Genomic DNA, 25,898 nt, shown 5'->3' with positions numbered 1-25,898 from the left:
TTCGGTTCCGCCGTCGGTCGGTGGTCGGGGTCAGGCCAGGGACCGGAGGCCCGGCATGTCGTCGGGATCGTCCCACAGCAGCACCAACTGGTCTCCCTCTGTGGAGGGTTGACCGGCGCGACCGGCTCCCCCGGCGGCACCCGCGGCCGCGACGGCTGCGGCGGCCGCCCGGCGTACCTCCCGTACGCGTGCGGGCAGGGCCAGTACGTCCAGTGCGCCGGGATCGGGGCGGCCGTCCGGCCCGGCCGGAGCCAGCAGGTCGAGGAGGGCGGGCACGGGCAGGCCGCCCCCGCGCCGCCACACCGCCACCGGGAGCCCGCCTTCGACGACGGCCTCCAGCAGCCCGGCGTGCGGGGCCGCCGTGGTGTGCGCGAGGACGCAGGCGGGCGGCGGCTGGGCGGCCAGCTCCATCCCGAGCGCGTCGGTGACCTCCTCGTCCGTGACCACCCGGACCGCGTCGGCGTGCCGACCTCCCTGGGCGTGCAGCCAGCGCCAGGTGCCGTGCCACTCGGCCCGGGTGTCCGCCCGCTCCTGCGGGCAGCGCACCACCACCTGGTGGAGCAGGCCGAGGGCGCGGTGCCGGCCGGCCGGGCCGCGGGGCACCGGCCACTGGTCGAAGCCGGCGTCGAGCAGCTCGTACGGCACGTGGAAGTCGATGCGGTCCACCGCGGCGTACGCCCGCCGTCCGGCCCCGCCGCCGCTCTCGCCGCCGGTCCCGCCGTCCTCGCCGCCGCCCTCCGACGCGGCCCCGATCAGGGCGAGTTGCCGCACGAGCTCCTCCCGTACCCCGTCCAGGGCGAGCGGAGCGTCCTCCGACTCCCATATGTGCCGGGTCCGTTCGCCGCGCAGCCACATCCGGGCCAGGTAGCCCGGCTCCCCGCCCGGCGGTGTCTCCAGCCGGACGTGGACGACCACCTGGCGCACCGGAGGCGGCGGCGGTGGCAGCACCGGCAGGGCGAGCCGCTCGCGGGTGGCCCGTACCCAGTCTCCGAGCCGGGCCGCCCACGGTGCGTCTCCCGCGGCACCGGCCCGGTCCGCGAGGAACCGTACGAAGGGCACCGCCAGGGGCATTCCTCCGGGCCCGCCCTGCCGCTCGTCCAGGTCCTGCACCACCTCCAGCAGGCCGTCTCCCGGCAGGCCGCCGTGCGCCGGGGTGGTGCAGCCGGCCGCCTTGAACGCCCAGGCGTAGGCCTCGTAGGCGCAGCGTGGCAGCTCGCGGCCCTCGAAGAGCTCGCCCAGCCCGTCCCAGGCCGCCTGGTCGAGCTTGGCGGCCCGGGGCAGGGCGGCCGGGGACAGGCCGTCGTCGAGGAACGAGCAGGCGTCCCAGTCCCGGTCGACGATGAACTGCGGCAGCTGCCAGCCCTCACCGCGCGCACGCAGCTCCTGGAAGGCGCGGTGGATGCTGAGGGCTGCTTCCGGCAGCCCGCTGACGCTCTCCCGTACGGAGCGTCCGCCCAGTTCGCCGAGCAGGGCTTCGGTGAAGCGGCCGGCTCCGCGCTCGGGGTCGTTCTGCGCGACCTCGCCCTCCCGGGAGGCGTAGAGCCGGAACTGACGCCGGCCCGGCACCGAACTGCCGCCGCCGTAGTCGGTGTTGCCGAAGTTCCAGCGGGTGTCCCGGGGAGCGTCGACCCGGCAGGAGTCCACGAGTGCGGCCTGGAGCGGGAAGCGGCGCTGCTTGACGAGATCGGTCCGCCACCAGCGCAGCGCCGAGTCGAGGTTGAGGTGCCTGATCTGGCTGGGGCGGGCGTCGGAGCAGGGCAGCATCAGCTCCTGGCGCGGCCCCAGGTAGCCGTGTCCGGCCCAGAAAATCCAGAGCAGGTCGCCGTCGCACTGCGGGAGTTCGTCGAGCAGCGCCGACTTCACGTTCTCCTCGGTCGCCGGCCGGCAGGCGGTGCGCAGGGCGGTCATCGCCGGGGAGTCCGTCCAGTCGAGTGCGCCCGGATCGTCGAGCGGGGACAGCAGCAGCCGGACGTTGCCGGGCGGCACCTCGGCGGGGCCGGTCAGCCACCGGGCGAAACGCAGGGCGTCGCGGGCCGGGCCGCGCAGGTTCCAGCGGTGGCTGATGTCGTAGCGCTCGACCCCGGCGACGAGCGCGTACGTGCGCTGCGGTCCCAGGGCCGCAGGCAGGAAGTCGGCGGGAGTCACCCGGTCTCCGCCCCGGTCACCGCCTGTTCGATGCGCTCGTAGAGGGAGTCCTGTTTCCAGTAGGCGCTGTGGCAGGCCGGGAACGGCTGGCGGCTGCGGACCTCGTGGTCGCTGACGCGTGCGTCGCCGGGGAAGACCGGTGCGGCGAGATAGGAGAGCACGTCGTGCCGGTCGTAGACGTTCAGCCAGCGCGGGAAGCCGTAGGGGAGTTTCGCGCCGGTTTCCAGAGCGGTGAGCGCGCCCAGTTCGTAGAGGAACGGGGCCTGGGAGCCGACGGTGACCAGCAGCTCGACCCCGGGGACGGCCTCGCCCCGGGCGGCGGCGAAGGAGAGGAGGTCCACCAGGGCGATCCCGCCGAGGCTGTGGCCGATGAGGACGGTCGGACCCGGTCCGGCGGTGATCCGGGCGTGCAGGAAGTCCCGCAGCTCGTGGCCGCGGGCCTGGTAGCGCAGGATGTCGCCGAGCCCCGGGGTGGCGCCGGCCGTGAGGGAGCCGCGCCGGGCGTCGAGGAGGGGCTGGGTGGTGACCCGGAGGGCGAGCCGGCCGAGGACGGCGGCCACGCGGGCTCCGGGAACCCGGCCGTCGCCGCCGAGGCGGGCGGTCAGCAGTTCGACGAGGCGGTCGCGTTCGGCGCCGGTGCAGTCGGCCTCGTCGGCGGCGCCGGCGAGGGCCGCCGCGGTCACGGCCCGGGCGAGGGTGGTGGCCAGCTCGCGGGCCTGCGGCTCGCCGGCGGCGCGGGACGCGGCCCGGGACGCTTCGGCGGAACCGGCGGCGGCGTCCAGGGCGGTGGCGAAGCCCGCGGCGAGGCCGGTGCCGTGCAGCAGGGCGCCGAGCTCGTCCCCGGTCGGCGGCGGTGCGGGCGGCAGGCCTTCGAGCAGGGCGAGCACCCGGTTCCCGGCGGCCTGTACGCCGGGCATGGCGAAGGCGTCGCCGTACCCGGCGTCCTGGTCGTACGTGTCGCCCTGGTCGTACGTGTCGTCGGAGTCACCCCGGCCGCCGGGGCCCGCCCAGCCCGTCTCGGCCAGGACCCGCAGCTCGCACAGCGGGTCGGCGAGCAGCAGCGCCCACTCGGCCGTCTCCGCGTCCACGGGGTCGGGTGCGCCCTGCGGACCGGGGCGCCGTCCCGGCACCGAACGGCCGCCCGCGCCGAGGCTCGCGCCGAACCGGTCGCCCCAGTAGCAGGATTCGACGGCCGCTCCGTGGAATCTGCCCGTCAGCCGCTCGCGGACCAGGGCGAACAGCCGCTCGTGCCGCTCGCGTCGTACCCCCGTACCGTGGACAAAGACAAAACGCATCGCAGCCCGGCCCCCTCGCGCAGTCGTCCCCCGACCCGGCACCATAGCCCGGCGGGGGTAACAGGGGCCATGGAAAGGCGAGTTCGGCGCACGACGGCCATTTCGGCACCGTCGGCGGGGGTACCGGGGCCGGGGCTGTGAGAACGGACACGTCCGCCCGTCGGAACCCGGGCCGCCACTCCCCCATCGAACGAAGAGTCTGAACGGGTCTGGAGCGGGAGAACCACATGGTGGGCAGGGTCGGCGAACGGGAACGGCAGCGGGGCGGGGCCGCCCCGCGGGGCTCCATGGTCGTCGGCCTCCTGTGCACCGTGGTCCTCGCGGGCGTCGGATACGTCGCCTGGGAGCTGCGCGGCATCGCGGCGAACCGCTCGGACGGCGATCCGGCGCGAGGCGTCTACCAGCAGGACCCCGAGCGGGCCGACCGGACGGCGGCGGCGGTGCTGGACGGGATCGTGCGGGAGGACCCGGAGCCGCCGACCGACGGCAGGGCCTTCGGCGGCGGCAGCTCGGCGGACTGGCGGTACGCCGGGTGGCAGCCCTCCGATCCGCTGGAGGCCCGGCCCGCCCCGGCCGAGCCCGCCGTCGGCGCGCTGTTCTCCCCCGGCGGCGACGGCGACCCCGACCACCACTGCTCGGCCGTCGTGGTCCACTCGCCGCGGGGCGACCTCGTCGCCACCGCCGCACACTGCGTGTACGGCGGCGGCTTCCGCACCAACCTCGCCTTCGCGCCCGGCTACCGGGACGGTGTGGCCCCGTACGGCATCTGGGTACCGACCCGCATCGACGTGGACCCCCGCTGGGCCCAGGACCAGGACCCCGACCACGACGTCGCCCTGCTGCGGCTGCGCCGGCCGGGCTATCCGGGGCAGCGGCTGGAGGACGTCACCGGGGCCCTGACCATGGACTACGGTACGGAACTGCCGGCGCCGGCCCGGCTCATGGGCTATCCGAACGACGCCGAGCAGCCGCTGGAGTGCCGGAACACCGCCGTCCCCGCCGGACCGACACAGGTGCGCCTGGACTGCGCGGACGTGCCCAACGGCACCAGCGGCGGCCCGGTGACGACCGGCCGCAGCACCCTGATCGGGGTGATCGGCGGCCGCGACGGGGGCGGGGACGAGGAGACCACGTACTGCGTCCGCTTCGGCGACGGCGTCCGCGCCCTGTACGAGCGCTCCGTCGCGTCCTGACCGGTCCGTCGCTCGGGGGCTCCCGGGCGGCGGGCTTCGCCACCTGGCGGGCCCCGCCGGTCACGGCGTCAGGCCGTCAGGCCGTCTCTTCCGGGTGTCCGGTGGCCCACGCCGAGGAGATCGGCGCGGCCGGGGCGGAGAAGTCCGGGGCCGTCATGCGGCGGCTGGGGGTGCGCCGGGAGCGCGGAGGGACCGCTCCGCTCCCGGCGCCCGTGGTCGAAGTCCTGGTCATGGGCCCGCACGCGGAGGCCGCCCGGCGCCGGCCGTCCGGCACCTGCGGGATCGACCTCACCGAGGCCGCCCGCCCGCTCCCCGGCCACATCTGGCGCTCCCCGCGCCCCGAGCCCGCCTGAGAGGCCGCCCGGACCGGACCGGTCCCCGGCCGTGACGGTCGAAACGGTCGTGACGGCAGGGGGTTTCTGGGTGGTTGTCCGGCTCGTCGTCGTTCATGCCGCACATTCTGCTGCGCGGGGGGCGCTCGGGGCAGGCCCGCGCCGGGGCGCCCGGAGGCAACCCGGGGGCGGGCGGGCCCACTTGGGAGCGCCCCGCGCGATCCGCTCAGCGCGGGCGGGACGGCGGGGCGGCGGGGCGGCAGGCTGGCGGCGTCCGGGCCGCGGGGCCGCGTACGGGACTCCCGTGAACCGCTCGCAGGCGCCGGCGCCGGCACCGGCACCGGCGGGGCGGCTCCCCCGCGGGACGGCGTGTTGCCAAGGGTTACCGAAGGAGGGGTCCGTGGGCGTCACCGTACGGGGGCTGGGCCGGGCCGGGGCAGCGGGGCGGCAGGGCGGCGCGGGGCGCGGATCCGCAGGCCAGTAGGCTGCGGGTCCGCCCTCCTTCCCCTCCCGTCCCCGAGGAACCGCGCAGTGAGCTCCCCGCCGCCCCCCATGCCCGTGACGGTCGTCGGCCTCGGCGCGGACGGCTGGGCCGGGCTCACCGCCGCCGGCCGCTCGGCCCTGTCCTCGGCCGAGGTGCTGATCGGCGGGCCGCGCCAGCTGGACCTGCTGCCGGCCGCCGAGTGCGCCGGTGAGCGGGTGGCCTGGCCGAGCCCGCTGCGGCCCGCCGTGCCGAAGCTGATGGCCGAGCACGCCGGCCGCCGGATCGCGGTGCTGGCCAGCGGTGACCCGATGTTCTACGGGATCGGCCGCGCCCTCGCCGAGGAGCTCGGGCCGCGGTCCCTGCGGGTCCACCCGCACCCCTCCTCGGTCTCCTACGCCTGCGCCCGCCTCGGCTGGCCGGTGGAGGACACCGAGGTGGTCACGGTGGTGGGCCGCCCGGTGGCCCGGCTGGCGGCCGCGCTCCACGAAGGCCGCCGGGTGCTGGTGCTGAGCGCCGGAGCGGGGTCCCCGGGCGAGATCGCCGCCCTGCTGCGGGAGCGGGGCTTCGGCCCGAGCCGGATTCGGGTGCTGGAACAGCTCGGGTCCGAGCGCGAGGACGCGTACGAGGGCACGGCCGACGGCTGGGACCACGCGCCCGGCGACCCCCTGAACGTGGTCGCGCTCGACTGCCGCCGGGACCCGGCCCACGCCGCGCCGCGCCTCGGCGCGACCCCGGGCCTCCCGGACACCGCGTACGAACACGACGGGCAGCTCACCAAGCGCCACGTGCGGGCCGCGACCCTGTGCGCGCTGGCCCCGGCCCCCGGCGAGCTGCTGTGGGACATCGGCGGCGGCTCCGGCTCCATCGGCATCGAGTGGATGCGTACGCACCCCTCGTGCCGGGCGGTGGCCGTGGAGCGCGTCCCGGAGCGGGCCGCGCGCATCGCCCGGAACGCGGCGGCGCTCGGTGTGCCCGGCCTGCGCGTGGTAGTCGGCGCCGCACCGCAGGCCCTGGCCGGGCTGCCGGCCCCCGACGCCGTCTTCATCGGCGGCGGGCTGACGGCGCCCGGGCTGCTGGACGCGGTCTGGGACGTGCTGGCCCCCGGCGGCCGACTGGTGGTCAACACCGTCACCCTGGAGTCGGAGGCGGTGCTCGCCGAGCGCTACCGGCGCCACGGCGGCGAACTGGTGAAGCTCGCCGTCGCGCACGCCGTGCCGGTCGGGGGTTTCACGGGCTGGCGGCAGGCGATGCCGGTCACCCAGTGGTCAGTGACGAAGCCGGACGGGACGGCCACCGGGCCGACCGGGCGGACCGAGGAGAAGGATCGAACATGACCGTGTACTTCATCGGTGCGGGCCCCGGCGCCGCCGACCTGATCACGGTGCGCGGTGCCCGGACCCTGGCCGCCGCCCCCGTCTGCCTGTACGCGGGCAGCCTCGTCCCGCGCGAACTCCTGGCCGAGTGCCCGGCGGACGCCCGCCTGGTCGACACCTCGCAGCTCGACCTGAACGAGATCGTCGCCGAGTGCGTACGGGCCCACGAGGCGGGCCAGGACGTGGCACGGCTGCACTCCGGCGACCCGTCGATCTTCAGCGCGGTCGCGGAGCAGATGCGGCGCCTCGACGCGGCCGGCATCCCCTACGAGGTCGTCCCGGGCGTCCCGGCCTTCGCCGCGGCCGCCGCCGCCCTCAAGCGGGAGCTGACCGTCCCCACCGTCGGGCAGACGGTGATCCTGACCCGGATCGCCCAGCAGGCCACCCCGATGCCGCCCGGCGAGGACCTGGCCACGCTGGGCGCGAGCGGCGCGCTGCTGGTGCTGCACCTGGCCACCCGCTACGTGGACCGGGTCGTCGACGAGCTGCTGCCGCACTACGGGGCCGAGTGCCCGGTGGCGGTCGTGGCGATGGCCTCCCGCCCCGACGAGCTGATCCTGCGCGGCACGCTGGCCGACATCGCCCCGCAGGTGAAGGAGCACGGACTGGTGCGCACCGCCGTCATCGTGGTGGGCCGCACGCTCGGCGCCGAGCAGTTCCGCGACAGCCACCTGTACTCGCCCGAGCGCGACCGGCATGTCTGCTGAACCGTCCGCCGGACCGGGCCCCCGCCCGGCCCGTCACGTCCTGGTCCTGGGCGGCACGACGGAGGCCCGGCGGCTCGCGGAGGCGCTGGCTCCCGACCCCTCGTGCCGTGTGACGACCTCGCTCGCGGGCCGGGTGGCCTCGCCCGTGCTGCCGCCCGGCGAGACCCGTATCGGCGGGTTCGGCGGCGTCGAGGGGCTCGCGGCGTGGATCGTCGTCCACGACGTCACGCACGTCGTGGACGCCACCCATCCCTTCGCCGGGCGGATGAGCTTCCACGCGGCCGGGGCGGCGGCCCTCACGGGCGTCCCGCTGCTGGCACTGCGGCGCCCGGGCTGGACGCCGCAGCCGGGCGACGACTGGACCTTCGTGGACTCCCTCGAAGAGGCGGCCGAGCGGCTGCCGGGCCTCGGCTCCCGCGCGTTCCTGACCACCGGCCGGATGGGCCTGCACACCTTCGCGCATCTGACCGGCACCTGGTTCCTGGTGCGTTCGGTGGACCCGCCGGCCGCGCCGGTCCCGCCGCTCCTCGAAGTACTCCTGGACCGGGGCCCGTTCACCCTGGACGGCGAGCGGGAGCTGATCGCCCGGCACCGGATCGACGTCCTGGTCACCAAGGACAGCGGCGGCTCGGCCACCGCCCCCAAGCTCGCCGCGGCCCGCGAGGCCGGGATCCCGGTGCTCGTCGTACGCCGCCCGGCGATGCCGGAGGGCGTACCGGAGACGGGCTCCGTCGAGACCGTCCAGGACTGGCTGGGTGGCTGGGTGTGAGCCCGTAGCGGGCTCCGGTTCCGCCCCGGGGAAAAGGCGTTGCCCGCCGGGGAGGGGTCGCGTTGGGTGGAGGGCATGACCGTACTGCACACCGAACGCCTCGTCCTGCGCCCCTGGCGGGACTCCGACCTCGATCCCTGGGCGGCGATGAACGCCGATCCCGAGGTGCGGGAGCACCTCGGCGACCCGCTCACCCGTGAGCAGAGCGAGGCCTCGATGGTGCGGTTCCGGGCCGCCTTCGACCGGCGCGGCTACGGCTGGTGGGCCGTGGAGGTGCGGGCCACGGGTGAGTTCATCGGCTTCGCGGGCATGGACGACGTGGACGACGGCATGCCGTTCACCGGGGTGGAGATCGGCTGGCGGCTCGCCCGGGCCTCCTGGGGGGTGGGGTACGCCACCGAGGCCGCGCGGGCGGTGGTGGCCCACGGCTTCGACACGCTCGGGCTCCCCGAGATCCTCGCCGTGACCACGGCCGGCAACCACCGCTCCCAGGCGGTGATGCGGAAGATCGGGATGACCCGGAACCCGGCCGACGACTTCGACGACCCCGACGCGCCCGAGGGACCGCTGCGTCCGAACGTGCTCTTCCGGCTGGAGCGTGGCGCGGAGACCGCAGCGGCCACGGCAACGGCAGGCGGGGCGGCCGGAACCGGCTGAGGCGGAACCGGACGGGCGAAGGCCCGGTGCGCTCGTCGCACCGGGCCTTCGCCGGGTACCGCTGCGCCTCGCCTCACCCGGTCACGGGTAGCGGCGCGGCGTCCAGGTGATCCGCGAGCCGTCGGCCCGCTCCGTGACCTGCGTCTGCGAGGAGCCGACCAGCAGGATCGTGCGCATGTCGACCTCGGACGGCTCCAGTTCGGCGAGCGTGACGATCCGTACCGACTGCTCGGGGCCGCCCACGTCGCGCGCGACGACCACCGGGGTCTGGGGCGCGCGCAGTTCCAGCAGCAGCTCCCGGGCCTGGGCCACCTGCCAGGTCCGGCTGCGCGAGCCGGGGTTGTAGAGGGCGAGGACCAGGTCGGCGGCGGCGGCCGCGCGCAGCCGCTCCGCGATGACCTCCCAGGGCTTGAGCCGGTCCGAGAGCGAGATGGTGGCGTAGTCGTGGCCGAGCGGGGCACCGGCCGCGGCGGCCGCCGCGTTGGCCGCGGTCACCCCCGGCAGGACCCGTACGGGCACGTCCTTGTACTCCGCCTGCCCGGCCACCTCCAGGACCGCCGTGGCCATCGCGAAGACACCGGGGTCGCCGCCGGAGACCACGGCCACGCGCTTGCCGCGCCGGGCGAGGTCGAGGGCGAACTCGGCGCGCTCCGACTCCACCTTGTTGTCGGAGCCGTGCCGGATCTGGCCCGGCTTGACGGGCACCCGGTCCAGGTAGGTGGTGTAGCCGACCAGCACCTCGGCGTCGGCCAGCGCGCGCCGGGTCTCGGGGGTGAGCCACAGCGGGCCGGCCGGGCCGGTGCCCACGACGACGACCTCGCCGGGGCCCGACGGCACGCTGCCCGGGTTGCCGATGCGGCTGGGGACCACGGCGACGGCGAAGTACGGCACGGTGTCGGCGGCGGTGTCGGCGAGCAGGCCGGTGCGCTCGCCCTCCATCGTGGCGCGCTCGACGTAGCGGGCCTCGGCGAGGCGGCCGCTGTTCTCCATCGCGGCGCGCACGGCCGGGAAGGTCCGGCCGAGCTTCATCACGACCGCCGAGTCGGTGGCGGCGAGGCGGGCGGTGAGCTCCTCCTCGGGCAGGGTGCCGGGGAGGATCGTCAGCACCTCCTCGCCCTCGACGAGCGGGGTGCCGAGCCGGGCGGCGGCGGCGCTGACGGAGGTGACGCCGGGAATGACCTCGGCCTCGTACCGGTCGGCGAGCCGCTTGTGCATGTGCATGTACGAGCCGTAGAAGAGCGGGTCGCCCTCCGCGAGCACGGCGACGGTCCGGCCGGCGTCCAGGTGCGCGGCGAGCCGGGCGGCGGCGGCCTCGTAGAACTCCTCCATCGCCCCCTGGTAGCCACCGGGGTGATCGGTGGTCTCGGTGGTGACCGGGTAGACCAGCGGCTCCTCGACGTGGTCGGCGCGCAGGTGCTTCGCCGCGATCGAGCGGGCGATGGAACGGCCGTGGCGGGCACTGTGGTAGGCCACGACATCGGCCTCGGCGATCACCTCGACGGCGCGCAGGGTCATCAGCGACGGGTCGCCGGGGCCGAGCCCGACCCCGTACAGCCGGCCCTTGGCGATGCCGCTCGCGGCGCTCATTCGGCCACGCTCGCGATGGCGTTGAGGGCGGCGGCGGCCATCGCGCTGCCGCCGCGCCGGCCGCGCACGATCAGGTGGTCGAGCGCCGAGGGGTGGGCGGCGAGGGCGTCCTTGGACTCGGCGGCGCCGATGAAGCCGACCGGGACCCCGATGACGGCGGCGGGGCGCGGGGCACCCTCCTCGATCATCTCCAGCAGCCGGAACAGCGCGGTCGGCGCGTTGCCGACGGCGATGACCGAGCCTTCCAGCAGACCGCGGTCGCGCCAGACCTCCAGTGCGGCGGCGCTGCGCGTGGTGCCCATCTTCGCGGCGAGCTCCGGTACGGCCGGGTCGGAGAGCGTGCAGATCACGTCGTTGTCGGCGGGCAGCCGCTTACGGGTGACACCGCTGGCGACCATCTGCACGTCGCACAGGATCGGCGCGCCCGCCTCCAGCGCCGCGCGGGCGCGCAGCACGACCTCGGGGGTGTACCCGAGGTCCTGCGGGAGGTCGGTCATTCCGCAGGCGTGGATCATGCGCACCGCGACCTGGGCGACCGTGTCGGGCAGCCCGGAGAGGTCCGCCTCGGCGCGGATCGTGGCAAAGGACTGGCGGTAGATGGCCGCGCCGTCCTTCTCGTACTCAAACACGGTGTACTCGCTCATTTCTTCACTACGTCGGGGTCGGTGCGGGCGTCCGCGAGTGCCGCGGCAAGTTCGGAGGGCCGTACGTCGTCACGTACGGGGCGGCCGGGCGCGGCGAGGCGGTATCCGGAGCCGGTGGCGACCAGGTCCACCCAGGCGGTGCCGCGCGGATGCCCGCAGCGGCGCTCGCAGCCGGACCAGTGCACGGGCAGCGGACCGCGCGCCCGGTCGGCGACGGCCCGCGCGTCGGCGCGTACGTCGGCGAGGGACTTCGCGCAACCCGGGCGCCCGGTACAGGCGGTGACGGACTGCCAGGGGCCGTCGGGGGTGACGACCAGCCCGGCGTCCTCGATGCGGGCAGGCGCGTCCAGGGGCACCGAGGGCAGGACGACGCTGCGCCACGGGGTGATCCGCAGCCCGCCGTTCCCCTCGTCCGCGGCCTGCGCCAGGAGCCGCCACTGCGCGGTGTCGAGCCGGCCGAGCGGGGGCAGCACGCACAGGGTGGCGTGGCCGTCGGACCCGCCCGACCGCCCCGGCCGGGGCGGAGCCGCGGACGGCCATGCGACGGCGCCGACGGTCACGCAGGCGATGCCGGCGGCATCGAGCCGCCGAGCGAACTCGCGCGCGTCCAGGATGTGTTCGGCGGGAAGTTCGGCCACCCGCCAGGCCTGCGTACCGGCTTCGGCGGCGGCGTCGAGGAAGTACCGGGCGGCCAGCAGCGCCGCCCGGGGGGCGTCCGGCGCGGCCAGCTCCACGGCGTCGGCGGCCCGGCCGAGCCGGACGAGCGCCCGGCCGTCGGGACGGCCGAGCACGGTCACGTCGGGGCCGAGCGCGGCCACGTCGCCGCGCCCGTCGTCGAATGCGAACAGGAACCGCCCGGACAGCGCGGCCGCCCAGGGGCTCGCGCACAGCAGCCGGTCGAACTCCAGGGCCCGGGCGAGCGCGTCGGGCCGGCCCGGTCCGTCCAGGCCGGACATCGGCGTGGCCACGATGTTCCGCACCCGCTCATGGCTCGGCGCGGGGAGCAGCCCGGCCCCGTCGAGCAGTTCCGCGAGCCCGGCGCCGCACCCGTCGGCCAGTCCGCGCAGCTGCACGTTGCCGCGCGAGGTCAGCTCCAGGTGTCCGTCCCCGAACCGGTCGGCGGCGCGTGCCAGCGCCGAGGCCTGCCGTACGGTGAGCAGCCCGCCCGGCAGCCGGACCCGCGCCAGAAACCCGTCGTCCGCCGCGTGCAGCCGCAGCGCGCCGGGGCAGGCGTCACCGCGGTCCCGTATGACGGGTTCGTCCCGCGATGCGGCTGAAGGGGGCTGGGGCATGGCCGCGAGCATACCCACGATTGCGCCCCCCGGACCTGTGTCCGTCACCACCCCGACCAGCGACATTCGCCCCCGCCACCACCCAGCACCCCCATTCGGCCCCGCCCCGCCCCTGCAGCCCCGCCCGGCCGCTGCAGCCCGCCCTACCCCTCCACCCGGCCCTGCCCCTCCAGCCCCGCCCCGCCCCTCCAGCCCCGCCCGGCCCCTGCAGCCTCGCCGGCGTTTGAGGCGCGGGGCCCGGGGCAGAGCCCCGGCAGCGGCGCCGCACCGGCACGCCACCCGCTCCACCCCACCCACCCCCACGGGAGCACCCGGCGGGAGCCACCCGGCCGGAGCCACCCCGCCCACCCCGGCGGGAGCCACTCGCCCCTAAGATGACCTTCCGGCGGACCACACGGCCCGCCGTCGCCGAGGACGGCGACATGGGAGGAAGCCCGGTGCGATTCCGGCGCGGTCCCGCCACTGTGAACCCCGCGGAGCGATCCCGCGCCCGGGGTGAGTCAGGAACTCCCGCTGTCCTCACACTGCCCGGGGCGCGGAAACCCCGAGGAAGGCCTGCCGCCGCATGATCCTGCTGCTGTCGACGTCCGACACCGATCTGCTCAGCGCCCGCGCAGCGAACACGGCGGACGGCCCCGTCCCGTACCGGTTCGCGAACCCCTCCCGTCTCCCCCTCGACGACCTCCCCGGCCTCCTCGACGGGGCCGACCTGGTCGTCGTACGCCTCCTCGGCGGCCTCCGCGCCTGGCAGGACGGCCTCGACCTGCTCCTGGCCCCGGGCCAGACCCGCCCGGTCGTGGTACTGACCGGCGAGCAGGCTCCGGACGCCCAGCTCATGGAGGCCTCCACGGTCCCCATCGGCATCGCCGCCGAGGCACACGGCTACCTCGCCCACGGCGGACCGGCCAACCTGGACCAGCTCGCCCGGTTCCTCTCCGACACCGTGCTCCTCACCGGCCACGGCTTCGAGCCCCCGGCCGCCGCCCCCACCTGGGGCCCGCTGGAGCGCACGCCCGGGACCGCCACGGGCCCCCGGGTCGCCGTGCTGTACTACCGCGCCCACCAGATGAGCGGGAACACCTCCTTCGTCCACGCCCTGTGCGACGCGATCGAGGCCCACGACGCCCAGGCGGTCCCGCTCTTCGTCTCCTCGCTGCGCACCCCCGAGCCGGAGCTGATCGCCGCGCTGGAGTCGGCCGACGCGGTCGTCACCACCGTCCTCGCGGCGGGCGGCACCAAGCCCGCCACCGCCTCGGCGGGCGGTGACGACGAGTCCTGGGACGCGGGCGCGCTCGCCGGCCTCGGCGTGCCGATCCTGCAGGCCCTGTGCCTGACCGGTTCGCGCTCCGCCTGGGAGGAGAACGACGAGGGCCTCTCCCCGCTGGACGCCGCCACGCAGGTCGCGGTGCCCGAGTTCGACGGCCGTCTGATCACCGTCCCGTTCTCCTTCAAGGAGCTCGACGAGGACGGCCTGCCCGCCTACGTGGCCGACCCCGAGCGGGCCGCCCGGGTCGCGGGCATCGCCGTACGCCACGCCCGGCTGCGGCACATCGACCGCCGCGACAAGAAGGTGGCGCTGGTCCTCTCCGCGTACCCCACCAAGCACTCCCGCATCGGCAACGCGGTCGGCCTGGACACCCCGGCCAGCGCCGTGGAGCTGCTGCGCACCCTGGTCGCCGGCGGCTACGACTTCGGGCCGGCCGAGGAGATCCCCGGTCTGGTCTCGGGCGACGGCGACGAGCTGATCCGCGCCCTGATCGAGGCCGGCGGCCACGACCAGGACTGGCTGACCGAGGAGCAGCTGGCCCGCAACCCGGTCCGGATCCCGGCCGCCGACTACAAGCGGTGGTTCGCCGAGCTTCCGGCCGAGCTGCGCGACAGCGTCAACGAGCACTGGGGCGAGGCCCCGGGCAACATGTTCGTGGACCGCTCCGCGAACCCGGAGGGCGACATCGTGCTCGCGGCCCTCCGCCGCGGGAACCTCCTGATCCTGATCCAGCCGCCGCGTGGTTTCGGCGAGAACCCGATCGCGATCTACCACGACCCGGACCTGCCGCCGTCGCACCACTACCTGGCCGCGTACCGGTGGATCCAGGCGCGCGCCGAGGACGGCGGCTTCGGCGCCGACGCGATGATCCACCTGGGCAAGCACGGCAACCTGGAGTGGCTGCCCGGCAAGAACGCCGGCCTGTCCGCGGCGTGCGCGCCGGACGCCGCCCTCGGCGACCTGCCCCTCATCTACCCGTTCCTGGTCAACGACCCGGGCGAGGGCACGCAGGCCAAGCGCCGCGTGCACGCCACCCTGGTCGACCACCTGGTGCCGCCGATGGCGCGCGCGGAGTCGTACGGCGACATCGCGCGCCTGGAGCAGCACCTGGACGAGTACGCCCAGATCTCCGCGATGGACCCGGCGAAGCTGCCGGCCATCCGCGCCCAGATCTGGACCCTGATCCAGGCCGCGAAGCTCCACCACGACCTGGGTCTGGAGGAGCGCCCCGACGACGAGGGCTTCGACGACTTCCTGCTGCACGTCGACGGCTGGCTGTGCGAGGTCAAGGACGCCCAGATCCGCGACGGTCTGCACGTCCTGGGCGGCGCGCCGACCGGCGAGTCCCGGGTCAACCTGGTCCTCGCGATCCTGCGCGCCCGCCAGATCTGGGGCGGTACGACGGCCCTGCCGGGTCTGCGCGAGGCGCTCGGCCTGGACGAGTCGAAGGCCACCCGTACCTCGGCGGACGAGGTCGAGGCCCAGGCGCGCGCCCTGGTCCAGGCGATGGAGGACGCGAACTGGTCCCTGGACGCCGTGTCCTCGGTCGCGGCCGAACACCCCGCGGACGTCGCGGCGGTCCTGTCCTTCGCCGCTCGCGAGGTGGTCCCGCGGCTGGCCGGCACCACGGACGAGATCGCGCACGTGGTCGCGGCCCTGGACGGCCGTTTCATCCCGGCGGGCCCCTCCGGCTCGCCGCTGCGCGGCCTGGTCAACGTCCTGCCGACGGGCCGCAACTTCTATTCGGTCGACCCGAAGGCCGTCCCCTCCCGCCTGGCGTGGGAGACGGGCCAGGCGCTGGCCGAGTCCCTCCTCACCCGCTACCGCACGGACAACGGCGAGTGGCCGGCCTCGGTCGGTCTGTCCCTGTGGGGCACGAGCGCGATGCGCACGTCGGGCGACGACGTGGCGGAGGCCCTCTCCCTGCTGGGCGTCCGCCCGGTCTGGGACGAGGCCTCGCGCCGCGTCACCGGCCTGGAGCCGATCCCGCTCGACGAGCTGGGCCGCCCCCGCATCGACGTCACGCTGCGCATCTCGGGCTTCTTCCGCGACGCGTTCCCGCACGTCATCGGCCTGCTGGACGACGCGGTGCGCCTCGCGGCCTCGCTGGACGAGCCCGCGGCGGACAACTACGTCCGGGCGCACGCCCAGGCGGACCTGGCCGAGCACGGCGACGAGCGGCGCGCGACGACCCGTATCTTCGGCTCGCGCCCGGGCACGTACGGGGCCGGCATCCTGCAGCTGATCGACTCCCGCGACTGGCGTACGGACGCCGACCTCGCGGAGGTCTACACGGTGTGGGGCGGCTACGCGTACGGCCGGGGCCTGGAGGGCCGCCCCGCCCGGGACGAGATGGAGACGGCCTACAAGCGCATCACGGTCGCGGCGAAGAACACGGACACCCGCGAGCACGACATCGCGGACTCGGACGACTACTTCCAGTACCACGGCGGCATGGTGGCCACGGTCCGCGCGCTGCGCGGCACCGCCCCCGAGGCGTACATCGGTGACTCCACCCGCCCGGAGACGGTCAAGACCCGCACCCTGGTCGAGGAGACCAGCCGTGTCTTCCGTGCCCGCGTCGTGAACCCGAAGTGGATCGAGGCGATGCGCCGCCACGGCTACAAGGGCGCCTTCGAGCTCGCGGCGACGGTGGACTACCTCTTCGGGTACGACGCCACGACGGGCGTGGTCGCGGACTGGATGTACGACAAGCTCACCGAGACGTACGTCCTGGACCCGACGAACCGCGCCTTCCTGGAGGAGGCCAACCCCTGGGCCCTGCACGGCATCGCGGAGCGCCTGCTGGAGGCCGAGTCGCGCGGCATGTGGGAGAAGCCGGACCCGCAGATCCTCGAATCCCTGCGCCAGGTCTACCTGGACACGGAGGGCAACCTGGAGGGCGAGTCGGAGTAGTCCTCCGGCAACGGCACACAGGCCGTCCCCCTCACCCAGCCACCGGGTGAGGGGGACGGCCTCCCTCGTTCAGGCCCGCGCACCCCGAGCACGCGGACCCGTCGGACGACTACGCCTTGACGGTCTGGTTCAGCGCGACGAGGGCCTGGGCCCAGCGCACGTACTTCAGCTGCCCGAAGTCGGCGACGGTCTTGACCCCGAACGCCTGGTGCAGCAGCTTGCCGTCCTCGTCGCTGACACCCTTGAGCGCGGCGACGGGAGCCGCGAGCACCTCGGCGAGCGGCTTGTCGGCCCACGCCTTGTCGAGCACCTTGTCCAGATCGATCGCCATGAGCGTCCCTCTCGGAATCCCGAAACGAATATCGGGGCAAACCTAACCTAATCGGACATTTCATCCACTCTCGACACCCCGACCTCTCAGCCATCGATCCCGCCAACACTGAGCTGCCCCTACGGCACCCCAGGCTCCATACCGTCAACCGCTGCAACACCCAAAGGCAGCTTCTCCTACGGGACACTCCTTGGATGACGCGCCGCCTGCACGTCAGATTCGACGCTGCACCGCGAGCCTGCATTGACCAACGAGAAACCTCCGCCCCCGCATCGTCTCGGCGGCTGAGCACTAGCATCAGCCGCTGGGAGACGACTTCACGAGCCGGTCAGCTTGCCCTCGGCAAGCCGTTAAGTCCCCTGCTCGCATGTGGGCGCACCCCATGTCCAAGGTGTAGCGGTTCCCGTCGTGGATGCTGGGGCCTATCGGGCGCTTCCACCCTTCCGATGACAGGCCCCGCCCACTTCTCCCGCCTCGGCACCACGACGCGGGGTTCCCAACGACCTTGGGGTCTTCGAGCGCTTTGATGACCGTGGCTACCAGCCCGAGGACGGCCCAGCACTGGAGGACGTCGCGGTGCGATGCCGATGCCTGTTGCCGCACTGATTCCATGCCACCGCGACTGCGGCCTCCATCGGACCGCCCCACACCGCGCCCCGGTCCGCCCCACCACCAAAAGGCCAGAGGCCACACCGGAGTCCTGTCCAATGAGGCCTCTCACTGCTCGCTCGAAATCACCGAGGTGCTCACAGTTGACGCAACTCACTACGCGCCACAATGGGCCAACAACAGTAAAGCGCTGCCCCGCCGGACCGACGTCGACGACGAACCCCCACCCTTCGCAGTGTCCATCCGCTGACGTTTCCTTCAGCTACTGCCGCCAAGACGCGTGAAGCCCCACCAGAGTAATTTTCGGTGGGGCTTCAGACGAAATACCAACTATCCGGATTACGGGCGCGCACGCTTCCCAAAGACCAACCGGGTGGACTTGGAGCACACCCCACGGCCAGAGGGGATACGCACCCATAAAGAACCAACCGAATCTCCGGCCAGAAATACTACCGAACCGGCGGAGGGTTCTCATCCATGGAACCTTGTCAGCCTAGAACCCTATAAGCTCCGGACGTTCTTCCGGTCGCCCCCATGCCAAGATACCCGGCAGCCCAGAGAAGAACTCGGCAATGCTATCCACGGGCCCTTCGAAAATGACTCTGATCTCTGCTGGAATACCAAGCGATGAAGATGCCGCTGGCGAGAAATTCAGCTGGAGCGAGTCTCCGTCGCGCCGTGCGCGAAGCATCCCTCCGTAGTGAGACCTGCCGCCGCTGACGAGACAGTACGTATCCATACCCAGCGCCACATCCTGGTCATCCGGCTCATACGCGGTCCGCTGAACCGACAACACGAAGCCGGCCCCATCGGCGCCTTCCGAGAATCCCGCCTCGACGACTTCGTCGACGTCATCCTCTTCATACCCGAAAGATCGGGAAATCATTTCCACTATCATTTACCTTTTTTGCCCCCGGTGGCGACCCAATCGCCAGCACCCAATGGACTTGCCCATGAATAGACCACGGTGACTTCTAGCTCCTTCACCATTCGATTCATTGCCCCCTTGCATCGGGGGCACGGGGAACGCTGACCCATCAGTCGAACAGTCTCGCCCTTATCCACCGGAACGATTCCAGCGTACGGATCTCCCGGTATGGGGTTTCGACCCGCAGAGGCTCCTGACATTCGACCAACACGATTCTCGGTGTGTGTCGCCGCTTCGGTGTTGTAGCCGCCACCCAGAGCCTTCTCCGGGCCAGAGGCGTTCCCGCTGCGCACGGAGTACGACAACCGGACGTTGCCATCCACATCCTCGATAGTGACATCAGCGGTATGCCCAGGGGCGTCGGGAGCGTCGCCACAGTTGTGGACGAGGACCGGTGTAGCGCCTGCCAGCACATAGTACGTGTGGAAGTCGTTGACCGTGAGGTTGTGCGTGGTGACGGCGAGCGGGTAATTCCGAGTGGCCTGGACCGTCAGGGTTGAGCCGTCGGGCCGGCGGAGCTGCTCACCCTCGGCGAAGTCGTCGGCGTCGAGCCACTGGCGGCGGGTTTCGCTCCAGTGCGGGTGGTGGGAGGTGGAGGTGAGGGTGACCGGCGGGCCGCGGGGGTTCGCGTCGTCGGTGAGGGTGAGGTCCGTGAACTCCTTGTCGTCGGGGGTGGTGATGGTGGCCGTGACCGTCTTTGCTTCGGTCTCACCGGTCTGCGGATCCGTGGCCAGGACCTTGTCGCCTACCTGGACATCCTCGATGGCCTTGCTCGTGCCATCGGCCATCTGGACATGTGCACCCGTGGGGAAGCTGTTGCGCTTGATGGGGCAGGACGCTCCGGCCTCGGAGTCGGCTGCGCGGGATTCCGCTCCTCCGCCGCCCGTCTCGGCGTCGGCATCGCCTCTGCCGGCCTTGGACTCTGTGCCTGCGCTGTCGGATGCTGTCTCGGTCGCTGCCTTTTCGTCCCCGGCCTTTCGCGCCTGGGCCGCTGCAGCCGCCGCTTCGTCGTCGGCCTTCTTGGCTCTCGTGAAAGCCTCCATGGCCTTGGAGGCTTTGCGTTCGGCGGCATTGACCGCGTCGTAGGCCTTGTTCAGCTCCTTGTAGATCTTGAAGGCCTTGATGCCGATCTTGATGGCCTTGGCCAGCTTGCCCCAGGGGACCGCGTTGAGTGCCGTGTTGATGCACGCCATGACGTCGCCCTTGGTGAAGCAGTCACGGGCGTCGTTGTAACCGATCAGGTCGAGGACCAGGTCGATCACAGCGTGCTTCAGTTCATCGCGCTTCTTCTTGGCCTTGTTGAGCTCGTGGTTGGCCTCATCCATGTCCCCACGTGGGCCACTGGGGCTGCCACCGTTACCACTGCCACCACCGCCAGAACTGCTGTTACTGCCACTGCCTACCGTCGCGCCCTCATCGTTGATTCTGCCGGTGTGGGTATTGGCGCTGCAGGAGGAGTAGTTGTCGCAGAAGACCTTGAGGCCGGTCGCGTCGGACTTGTTGAACGGGTCGTTGTTGGAGTAGGCGTACGCGTTCCACTGTTGTGGGTCGCCCGCGTCGATGATCGGGTCCGGGCTGATGAACCGGCCCGTTGTGGGGTCGTACTCGCGGGCGCCCAGGAGGGTGAGCCCGGTCGACTTCTCCTTGGTGCCGCCGACGAAGCCCTTGTCTCCCGCCCAGGTGCCCGGCGTCGGCTGGGTGCCACGCTCGTTGCCGAACGGGTCGGCGGGGCGGCGGACCTGGGTGAGGTCCGTGGCGTCGAACTGCACGCCGTTGGTGCCGTGGTGGTCCGAGGACTGGTAGGCGAGCGTGGATGCGCCGGCCGTGGTGGTGCGGGTGACCGACAGGCCGCCGGGCGCACCGTAGGTACGGACGTTGGAGACCTTGCTCGTGGCGGTGTCCAGAGTGATCTGGTCGGTGCCCAGGTTGAACGTGGTCTTTCCGGGCTCGCGCCGGATGAGCTGGTTGCCGCCGGTGTCGTAGAGGTAGCTGGTACCACCGCTCTCGCCGGTTCCGGTGATCTTGTCGAGCTTGCCCTGGTCGTTCCAGGTCAGGGTCTTGGTGCCCGGGGTGCTGGTGATGGACGCGGTGTTACCGGTCGCGTCGTACGTGTACGAGGTGACCTTGGAGCCCGCGCCGGTGGTTTCCGTGGAGGTCATCAGCGCGTGCGGACCACCCGTGCCGCCGCCCGTCTTCGGGTCGGAGGAGGGGGTGTTGGGACCGGCGCCGAAGGTCTGGGTGACCGTCGTGTCCTTGGCCGCGTTGCCGGTGACGTCCTTCTTCACCAGCTTGGTGCGGTTACCGATCTTGTCGTACTCGTACTGCTGCCAGTACGGCGCGGGCCCGCCCACGCTGGGCTTGCCCGTCCCGTCGGCCTTCGGCCCGGTGGCGTTGGAGCAGCCGCCGATACCGCGCACGCTCGGTTGGGGAGCCGTCGTGGTGGTGCCGGTGTCGGTCCACGCCTGGGTCAGCCGGCCGAGGTAGTCGGTCGTGAAGCACTGCAGGTCACGGGCAGCGCCGTCCTGCGTGTTGCTGATCGAGGTCAGCTGGCCGACCCGGTTGTAGGTGTAGTCGAGGACATCGACGCTCGCCGTGGCCGCGGTCTGCTTGTCCAACGTGGTCCGGATGGGACGGCCTGTTGCCTCGTCGTAGTCGACGGTCGAGACGATCTGCCGCCCGGTGTCACCGAGAGTGGTGCGGATGGCCATGCCATAGGGGTCGTAGCGCATGTCCACGACGTACGGCGTCCGTACGGAGCCGATGACGCCGTCGAGCGAGGTGAAACCGCCGACGGAGTTGATCCCGTAGGTCAGGGTTTCCGCGTCCAGGCCTGCCTTCGTGATGGCCGGCAGGCTCGTGGTCTTGAGGTTCCCGAACTTGTCGTAGGTGTTCTTGGACTCGTAGGTGCCCTGCAGCTCCTTCTCGACGGCGGGAATCGTGACCCTGGTGCCGGAGGGACGGTAGCCGCTGTCGTAGCCGGTGACCTCCGTGACGTACGCGTCGCCACCGGATCCGCCCGTGTAGCGGGTGCTCGCCGCCGGCTTGCCGAGCGCCTTGGTGTCGTAGGTGAAGGCACCGACCTGCTTGGCCGGGTCCACGACCGTGCCCTCGTAGACCGCAGTGGTGCGGCCGAGAAGGTCGCTGACCGTGGTGGCGCTCTTTCCACGTGCGTCAGTGATGGAAACGAGGTTCTTGCTGTCGTCGTAAACAGTGGTGGCGACACCCGCATCGGGGTCGGTGGCCTTCACCGTGCGGCCCAGGAGGTCGTACGCGAAGGTCCACTCGTTGCCGGCGGAGTCCTTGCGGGACAGCTCCTGGCCCTGGGTATTCCTGACGTACGTGGTCGCGTCGTAGTCACCCGTGGGCGTGCTGCCCTTGTACTGGCGCACCACCGACGTCAGGCCGTTGGTGATCGTCGCCGTGGCGTAGCCTCCGGCCGGCGGGATGTTCCGGACCTCGTCCGCGCCCGGGTACTCGGTCTTCGAGCGCCACTGCTCGATCCCGTAGGACTGGAACACGGAGGCGGTGGTACGACCGAGGCCGTCGAAGACCGAGACCGACTGGGCCGGGACCTTGCTGTCCGGGTTGACCCCGCCGTTGGGCAGGAAGAGCGCCCCGCCGGGAGGCTTCTCGTTGTTGTAGTACGGCGCGCTGGTCTTGACCTGCCAGCCGTGCGAGTCGAACAGCGCGTCGGTGATCATGCGCCCGTCCGCGCCCGACGGGGTGTGCGCCTGGGTCTGACGGACGCGGCCGAGGCCGTCGTAGATCGTGTAGCTGTTGATGTACTTGCCGTCGTTCATGAGCGCCTGGCTCAGAACGGTGGTCGGCGCGTTCGTCCCGTTCATGGAGTACGAGAACTTGCGGACCGCCGGGTCGACGTTGCGGTCCTGGCCGGGCTGCCAGATGACGGTGACACGTCCGAGGGCGTCGTAGCCGCGCTCGGCAACGTGGCCGTTCTCGTCGGTGGTCTTCATCGGCAGCGAGCGGCCGGTGTCGAGCGTGGTGGTGGTCTTCCAGCCCAGCGGGTTGGTGTGGGTGACCTCGTAGGGCAGCGCGTTGGGCAGCGCCTTGTACTCGGTCTTGGTGACCGCGCCGTCCGGGTGGGCCCCGTCCTTGCGTACCTTGTTGGTGCTGGTGGTGAGACGGCCGTACGCGTCGTACGTCGCCGTCATGTTGAGCCGGTAGACCGGCTTGCCCGCGCCGTCGTACTTCTCCAGCACCTCCGTGCCGGACTGGTCGGCGGTCGTCCCGGTCTGGCCGAGCGGCTTGCCGTCGTAGTACGTCCGGGTGTCGCCGACCGTGTTGGCCGCGGTCGGGGTCTGGCCGCACGCTCCCGTCAGGAGCAGGGTGCGGGAGGCGAGCTGCGTGAGTGCGCCGCCGGGGCCGGTGGCGTACTCGAAGGTGGTGCACATGCGCTGGTCGGTGCGGGAGACGTCGCCCTTGTCGTCGACCTGGAGCGGCCGCGAGAAGAGCGTGTCGTCGTAGGTGGAGGTCCGCTCGGTGGTGCGCCAGGCACCGCTCGCGAGCTTGGCCCGGCTGACGACCTTGCCGGTGTTCAGTGCGCGGGCGGTGATGGCGGGCATGCCGCCGGACTGGGCACGGGTGGCGGTGACGGCGCCGAGCCAGGGGGTGGAGACCTCGTCGCCGACGACGGTGCCGCCGTCGCGGTCGTAGGTCTCGGTCTGGCGGACGAAGCCCGACAGGACGTCCTCGTCCTTGATGGTGCCGCCCTGGCTGTCCGGGACGTTCACGCTGCGCTTGGTGCCGTTGGCGAGGACGTCGCCGTCCATGCCGCGCAGGAAGGTCGCCACCGACTTGGTGCGCGGGGCCTCGGCCGCGTTGCCGTTACCGGTACGGGTGGTGACCGTGGCGAAGCCGCGGAACTGGTCCCACGTACGGGTCTTGGGGTCGGCGAACTCGGAGTCGTTGCGGTGCCAGGCGATACCGCCGCCGTACTCGTAGTTGGTCACCGTGCTGACCTGGCCGGCGACCATGTCCTGCTGGGTGACGGACTCGACGACGACCTTGTGGAACCAGTCGTTGACCGGGTCCGGGTAGGACTGACCGGGCAGGTACCACTTGACCGGCATGCAGGCCATGGTGTTGGTGTCGTCGGCCGCGGGCATGGTGCCCTTGATCCGCGAGCACTCGGGTGCCTTGTAGACCACGTTGATGCGGCCACCGGTCTCGGTGGTGATCGTCTGGATGCGCGGCCGGTTGTAGCGGGAGGTGCTGGCCTCCGTGCCGTCGGGGCGCTTGACCACGCCGTCGACGCGGTTGGGTATCTGCAGCGGCTCGAACAGCACCGGCGGAACGGTCAGCGGGGTGCGCGAGTTGACGGCGGACCGCTGGATGGACTCCAGCCACAGGCTCGGGGAGGTTCCGTCCCCCGGGGCCTCGAAGCGCTGCTTCAGCGTGTAGGAGTCGATGGGGCGGTAGCCGCCGGTGCCCAGGACCTCCGTGTCGATCTTCCTCAGCCGCTTGGTGGTGAAGAAGGTCGGCGACAGGTTCAGGCACTGGCCGGTGGCCGCGCACTCCTGGTCGACCGGGGTGTCGCCCCAGGCCGTGGCATTGGTCTTGCGCTTCGTCGGGTCACAGGCGTCGCCCGTTTCGAAGCAGCGGTCCGCAGGGCGGAACCAGATCTGGGCGGCGGTGTTGGCCTTGCCCTTGGCCGCGATCTGGTCGGGCAGGCGCTGGCCGTATCCGATCCAGGTCGGGTAGGAGGCACGCTGATAGAGGGTCGGGGTGCCGTTGCCGTTGTTCTGGCCGCCGCCACGCCCGTAGTAGTTGTCCTCCTGCTCGTAGCGGTAGGAGGTCAGGTTCTGGTGCGGGTCCACGACGTAGTCGAGGTTCCACTGCCAGCCCAGCTGCTGGTGGGTGCCGTTGGCCGGAGTGTCGGCGCCGAGGCACTTGTCCTGGCCGCTGTTGAAGTAGACCGGCACCGTGGAGACCGACTTGGCCTCCGGGTCGGTGCCGTCACCGCCCGGGAGGCGGTTGGAACCGAAGTAGTACTGCGTACCGTCGGTCGTGGTGACGCGGAAACTCTCGCCCTTCCAGGCCGAGTTGCGCTGGCCGGTCAGCCGTTCGATCTTCGTGCCGTCGTCACCCTGCAGGCGGTAGACGCAGGTGTTGTCGTCGCGGACGATCTGCCCGGCGTGGCCTGCCATCGACAGCGAGAGGATGTCTCCGGCCCAGCACTCGTCACCCGAGTCCTTGATTCCGGCGTCCTTGCAGCCCTTGTACGAGCGCGAGATCGAGCCGGGGTGCCAGTCCCAGCCCTCGCCGAAGAGACCCGACTGGGCGTTGGTCGACGCGGTACGGCCGTCGACCGAGGAGGAGTCGTAGCCGAGCACGACGCTCGGTGCCGCGCCGGCGATCGTCGACGGGATCTCCGCCGTGTAGCCGTAGGTGAAGTTCGCCGAGTTCGCCCCGGCCTGCCAGGAGGCGGACGGCAGGAGCGGAGTCGCCGAATAGTCACCGAGGTTGCCGGACGGGCCCGGCTCCACGGCAAGGGCCACGCCCTGAGGGGCCAGCACTTGCGGGGCTGCGGCGGAGGACCCGGACTGCGTGCCCTGCTTCGGCTTCATCAGGACGGAGGGAGCGGCGCCGCTCTTCGCGACCTGGACCTCGGCGACCAGACGCCCGGAGGCGTCCCGGTGCGAGGCGACCGGGGTACGCGTCGTACAGCCCGCGGCGCCCGGAGTCGTCAGGGCGCAGGTGGGCAGCTGCACCAGCCGGGCGCGGTCGCCCCAGTTGGCACCGGCGTTGGCGGCCCAGGCCGACACGTCCAGGCCGACCTCGACCGTGCCCGTCGCGGCGACGCCCGCAGGCTCGGTGAGGGTGATCAGCGCACCGTTCACGCCGGCCGCGCGCGACTTGGCGCCGTCCTTGACCTCGACGCTGAGGCTGCCCGCACCGGTGGCGGGCGCGGATGCGGAACCGGCCGCCGCGGACAGCGAGGCCTTCGCCTTTGCGTCCTTTCCGGGTGCGACCCAGACGGGCAGGTCGCCCGCCTTCACCGCACCGGCACCGGCGGCGGGCTTCGACGCGGAGTTCGGGCCGACCTCGATCCGGCTGGTACCGGCCGGGGCCTTCGACTTCGGGGCGGGCTTCCACGCCTTGCCGGCCGGCGCCTTGGCCTTGCCGGGCTTGGCGTCAGTCCCCTTGACCGGCTTCGTGCCGGGTAGCGCCGTCTTCGGTGGCACCCACACCTTCGGCGGTTTGTCAGCCGCCTGGACGGCGGGAAGTCCCGCGCCCGAGAAGAGAATTGCGAGCGCGGCGACCGCCGCGACCCGCGCTCTGCCACGCGTTCCGCGCATGGCAAAGCGACTCCGATGAGACAACAGGATCCCCCCAGGAAACTGGTACA

Annotated in this window: 15 protein-coding genes and 1 riboswitch; of the genes, 7 read left to right on the top strand and 8 right to left on the bottom strand. The window is 72.6% G+C overall.

Translation table 11 applies throughout. The features are described from left to right. Positions 1 to 30 precede the first annotated feature (30 nt). Together DEJ51_RS26825 and DEJ51_RS26820 are read right to left on the bottom strand one after the other, a co-directional pair. Positions 31 to 2,145: a caspase family protein gene (locus tag DEJ51_RS26825; RefSeq protein WP_150260158.1), complete on the bottom strand. Its 2,115-nt coding sequence runs from the start codon at positions 2,143 to 2,145 to the stop codon at positions 31 to 33. Next, complete coding sequence (locus DEJ51_RS26820) at positions 2,142 to 3,440, bottom strand: hypothetical protein (RefSeq protein ID WP_150260157.1); 1,299 nt, start codon at positions 3,438 to 3,440, stop codon at positions 2,142 to 2,144. The genes DEJ51_RS26825 and DEJ51_RS26820 overlap by 4 nt, the downstream gene beginning before the upstream one ends. Before the next feature lie 227 nt (positions 3,441 to 3,667). Here DEJ51_RS26820 and DEJ51_RS26815 point away from each other — a divergent pair, with 227 nt between their 5' ends. The 6 genes from DEJ51_RS26815 to DEJ51_RS26790 all read left to right on the top strand — a co-directional run bounded on the left by DEJ51_RS26815 (position 3,668) and on the right by DEJ51_RS26790 (position 8,955). Further along, the gene (locus DEJ51_RS26815) at positions 3,668 to 4,633 is read left to right on the top strand and encodes a trypsin-like serine peptidase (RefSeq protein ID WP_150260156.1); all 966 of its coding nucleotides are present in this window, start codon (positions 3,668 to 3,670) and stop codon (positions 4,631 to 4,633) included. A gap of 101 nt (positions 4,634 to 4,734) precedes the next feature. Then, positions 4,735 to 4,986 (top strand): hypothetical protein, encoded by a 252-nt coding sequence (locus tag DEJ51_RS26810; RefSeq protein ID WP_150260155.1) that lies wholly within the window; start codon positions 4,735 to 4,737, stop codon positions 4,984 to 4,986. Between the two features lie 531 nt (positions 4,987 to 5,517). Next, the gene (cbiE, locus tag DEJ51_RS26805; protein WP_150262172.1) at positions 5,518 to 6,783 is read left to right on the top strand and encodes a precorrin-6y C5,15-methyltransferase (decarboxylating) subunit CbiE; all 1,266 of its coding nucleotides are present in this window, start codon (positions 5,518 to 5,520) and stop codon (positions 6,781 to 6,783) included. Then, positions 6,780 to 7,529 carry a precorrin-4 C(11)-methyltransferase gene (cobM, locus tag DEJ51_RS26800; RefSeq protein ID WP_150260154.1) on the top strand — a complete coding sequence of 250 codons (750 nt, stop codon included), beginning with the start codon at positions 6,780 to 6,782 and terminating at the stop codon, positions 7,527 to 7,529. Before cbiE ends, cobM begins: the two co-directional genes overlap by 4 nt. Next, positions 7,519 to 8,298, top strand: a complete 780-nt coding sequence (locus DEJ51_RS26795) for a cobalt-precorrin-6A reductase (protein WP_150260153.1) — start codon at positions 7,519 to 7,521, stop codon at positions 8,296 to 8,298. Before cobM ends, DEJ51_RS26795 begins: the two co-directional genes overlap by 11 nt. Before the next feature lie 75 nt (positions 8,299 to 8,373). Next, positions 8,374 to 8,955, top strand: coding sequence for a GNAT family N-acetyltransferase (locus tag DEJ51_RS26790; RefSeq protein ID WP_150260152.1), 582 nt, complete (start codon positions 8,374 to 8,376; stop codon positions 8,953 to 8,955). Between the two features lie 81 nt (positions 8,956 to 9,036). Here DEJ51_RS26790 and DEJ51_RS26785 read toward each other — a convergent pair whose 3' ends face one another. Genes DEJ51_RS26785 through cobG form a run of 3 tightly spaced genes read right to left on the bottom strand, consistent with a single transcriptional unit; the run spans position 9,037 to position 12,478 of the window. Then, the gene (locus DEJ51_RS26785) at positions 9,037 to 10,542 is read right to left on the bottom strand and encodes a precorrin-2 C(20)-methyltransferase (RefSeq protein ID WP_150260151.1); all 1,506 of its coding nucleotides are present in this window, start codon (positions 10,540 to 10,542) and stop codon (positions 9,037 to 9,039) included. Then, complete coding sequence (locus DEJ51_RS26780) at positions 10,539 to 11,186, bottom strand: precorrin-8X methylmutase (RefSeq protein ID WP_150260150.1); 648 nt, start codon at positions 11,184 to 11,186, stop codon at positions 10,539 to 10,541. The genes DEJ51_RS26785 and DEJ51_RS26780 overlap by 4 nt, the downstream gene beginning before the upstream one ends. After that, the gene (gene cobG / locus DEJ51_RS26775; RefSeq protein ID WP_411757356.1) at positions 11,183 to 12,478 is read right to left on the bottom strand and encodes a precorrin-3B synthase; all 1,296 of its coding nucleotides are present in this window, start codon (positions 12,476 to 12,478) and stop codon (positions 11,183 to 11,185) included. Before cobG ends, DEJ51_RS26780 begins: the two co-directional genes overlap by 4 nt. A 426-nt stretch (positions 12,479 to 12,904) precedes the next feature. Further along, a riboswitch (cobalamin riboswitch) is annotated at positions 12,905 to 12,988 on the top strand. 55 nt (positions 12,989 to 13,043) lie between these two features. On the opposite strand from cobG, the gene cobN reads away from it, so the two are divergent. Beyond that, positions 13,044 to 16,661, top strand: coding sequence for a cobaltochelatase subunit CobN (gene cobN / locus DEJ51_RS26770; protein ID WP_150260149.1), 3,618 nt, complete (start codon positions 13,044 to 13,046; stop codon positions 16,659 to 16,661). A gap of 109 nt (positions 16,662 to 16,770) precedes the next feature. Here the strand turns inward: cobN and DEJ51_RS26765 are convergent, their stop codons facing one another. The 3 genes from DEJ51_RS26765 to DEJ51_RS26755 all read right to left on the bottom strand — a co-directional run bounded on the left by DEJ51_RS26765 (position 16,771) and on the right by DEJ51_RS26755 (position 25,734). Beyond that, a complete protein-coding gene (locus DEJ51_RS26765; protein WP_030715088.1) occupies positions 16,771 to 16,992 on the bottom strand; it encodes a hypothetical protein in 222 nt (73 codons plus the stop codon). Between the two features lie 1,102 nt (positions 16,993 to 18,094). Then, entirely contained in the window at positions 18,095 to 18,487 is a 393-nt protein-coding gene (locus DEJ51_RS26760; RefSeq protein ID WP_223836221.1) for an Imm10 family immunity protein, read from the bottom strand. Positions 18,488 to 18,495: 8 nt separating this feature from the next. After that, on the bottom strand, positions 18,496 to 25,734 hold the full coding sequence (locus DEJ51_RS26755; RefSeq protein ID WP_150260147.1) for a polymorphic toxin-type HINT domain-containing protein: 7,239 nt from the start codon (positions 25,732 to 25,734) through the stop codon (positions 18,496 to 18,498). Positions 25,735 to 25,898 lie beyond the last annotated feature (164 nt).

Origin of the sequence: Streptomyces venezuelae, assembly GCF_008642275.1 — a bacterium.
GTDB classification, from domain to species: Bacteria; Actinomycetota; Actinomycetes; order Streptomycetales; family Streptomycetaceae; genus Streptomyces; species Streptomyces venezuelae_E.
Note: the sequence above shows the minus strand (reverse complement) of the source record. Positions and strands in the feature narration are given on the sequence as shown.

Bases quoted from the DNA above. Each gene is read 5' to 3' on its own strand.
- DEJ51_RS26785 (WP_150260151.1), bottom strand. From the start codon at position 10,542: ATGAGCGCCGCGAGCGGCATCGCCAAGGGCCGGCTGTACGGGGTCGGG.
- cobG (WP_411757356.1), bottom strand. From the start codon at position 12,478: ATGCCCCAGCCCCCTTCAGCCGCATCGCGGGACGAACCCGTCATACGG.
- DEJ51_RS26765 (WP_030715088.1), bottom strand. From the start codon at position 16,992: ATGGCGATCGATCTGGACAAGGTGCTCGACAAGGCGTGGGCCGACAAG.
- cobN (WP_150260149.1), top strand. From the start codon at position 13,044: ATGATCCTGCTGCTGTCGACGTCCGACACCGATCTGCTCAGCGCCCGC.
- DEJ51_RS26760 (WP_223836221.1), bottom strand. From the start codon at position 18,487: ATGATTTCCCGATCTTTCGGGTATGAAGAGGATGACGTCGACGAAGTC.
- DEJ51_RS26815 (WP_150260156.1), top strand. From the start codon at position 3,668: ATGGTGGGCAGGGTCGGCGAACGGGAACGGCAGCGGGGCGGGGCCGCC.
- DEJ51_RS26795 (WP_150260153.1), top strand. From the start codon at position 7,519: ATGTCTGCTGAACCGTCCGCCGGACCGGGCCCCCGCCCGGCCCGTCAC.
- cobM (WP_150260154.1), top strand. From the start codon at position 6,780: ATGACCGTGTACTTCATCGGTGCGGGCCCCGGCGCCGCCGACCTGATC.
- DEJ51_RS26820 (WP_150260157.1), bottom strand. From the start codon at position 3,440: ATGCGTTTTGTCTTTGTCCACGGTACGGGGGTACGACGCGAGCGGCAC.
- DEJ51_RS26780 (WP_150260150.1), bottom strand. From the start codon at position 11,186: ATGAGCGAGTACACCGTGTTTGAGTACGAGAAGGACGGCGCGGCCATC.
- cbiE (WP_150262172.1), top strand. From the start codon at position 5,518: ATGCCCGTGACGGTCGTCGGCCTCGGCGCGGACGGCTGGGCCGGGCTC.
- DEJ51_RS26790 (WP_150260152.1), top strand. From the start codon at position 8,374: ATGACCGTACTGCACACCGAACGCCTCGTCCTGCGCCCCTGGCGGGAC.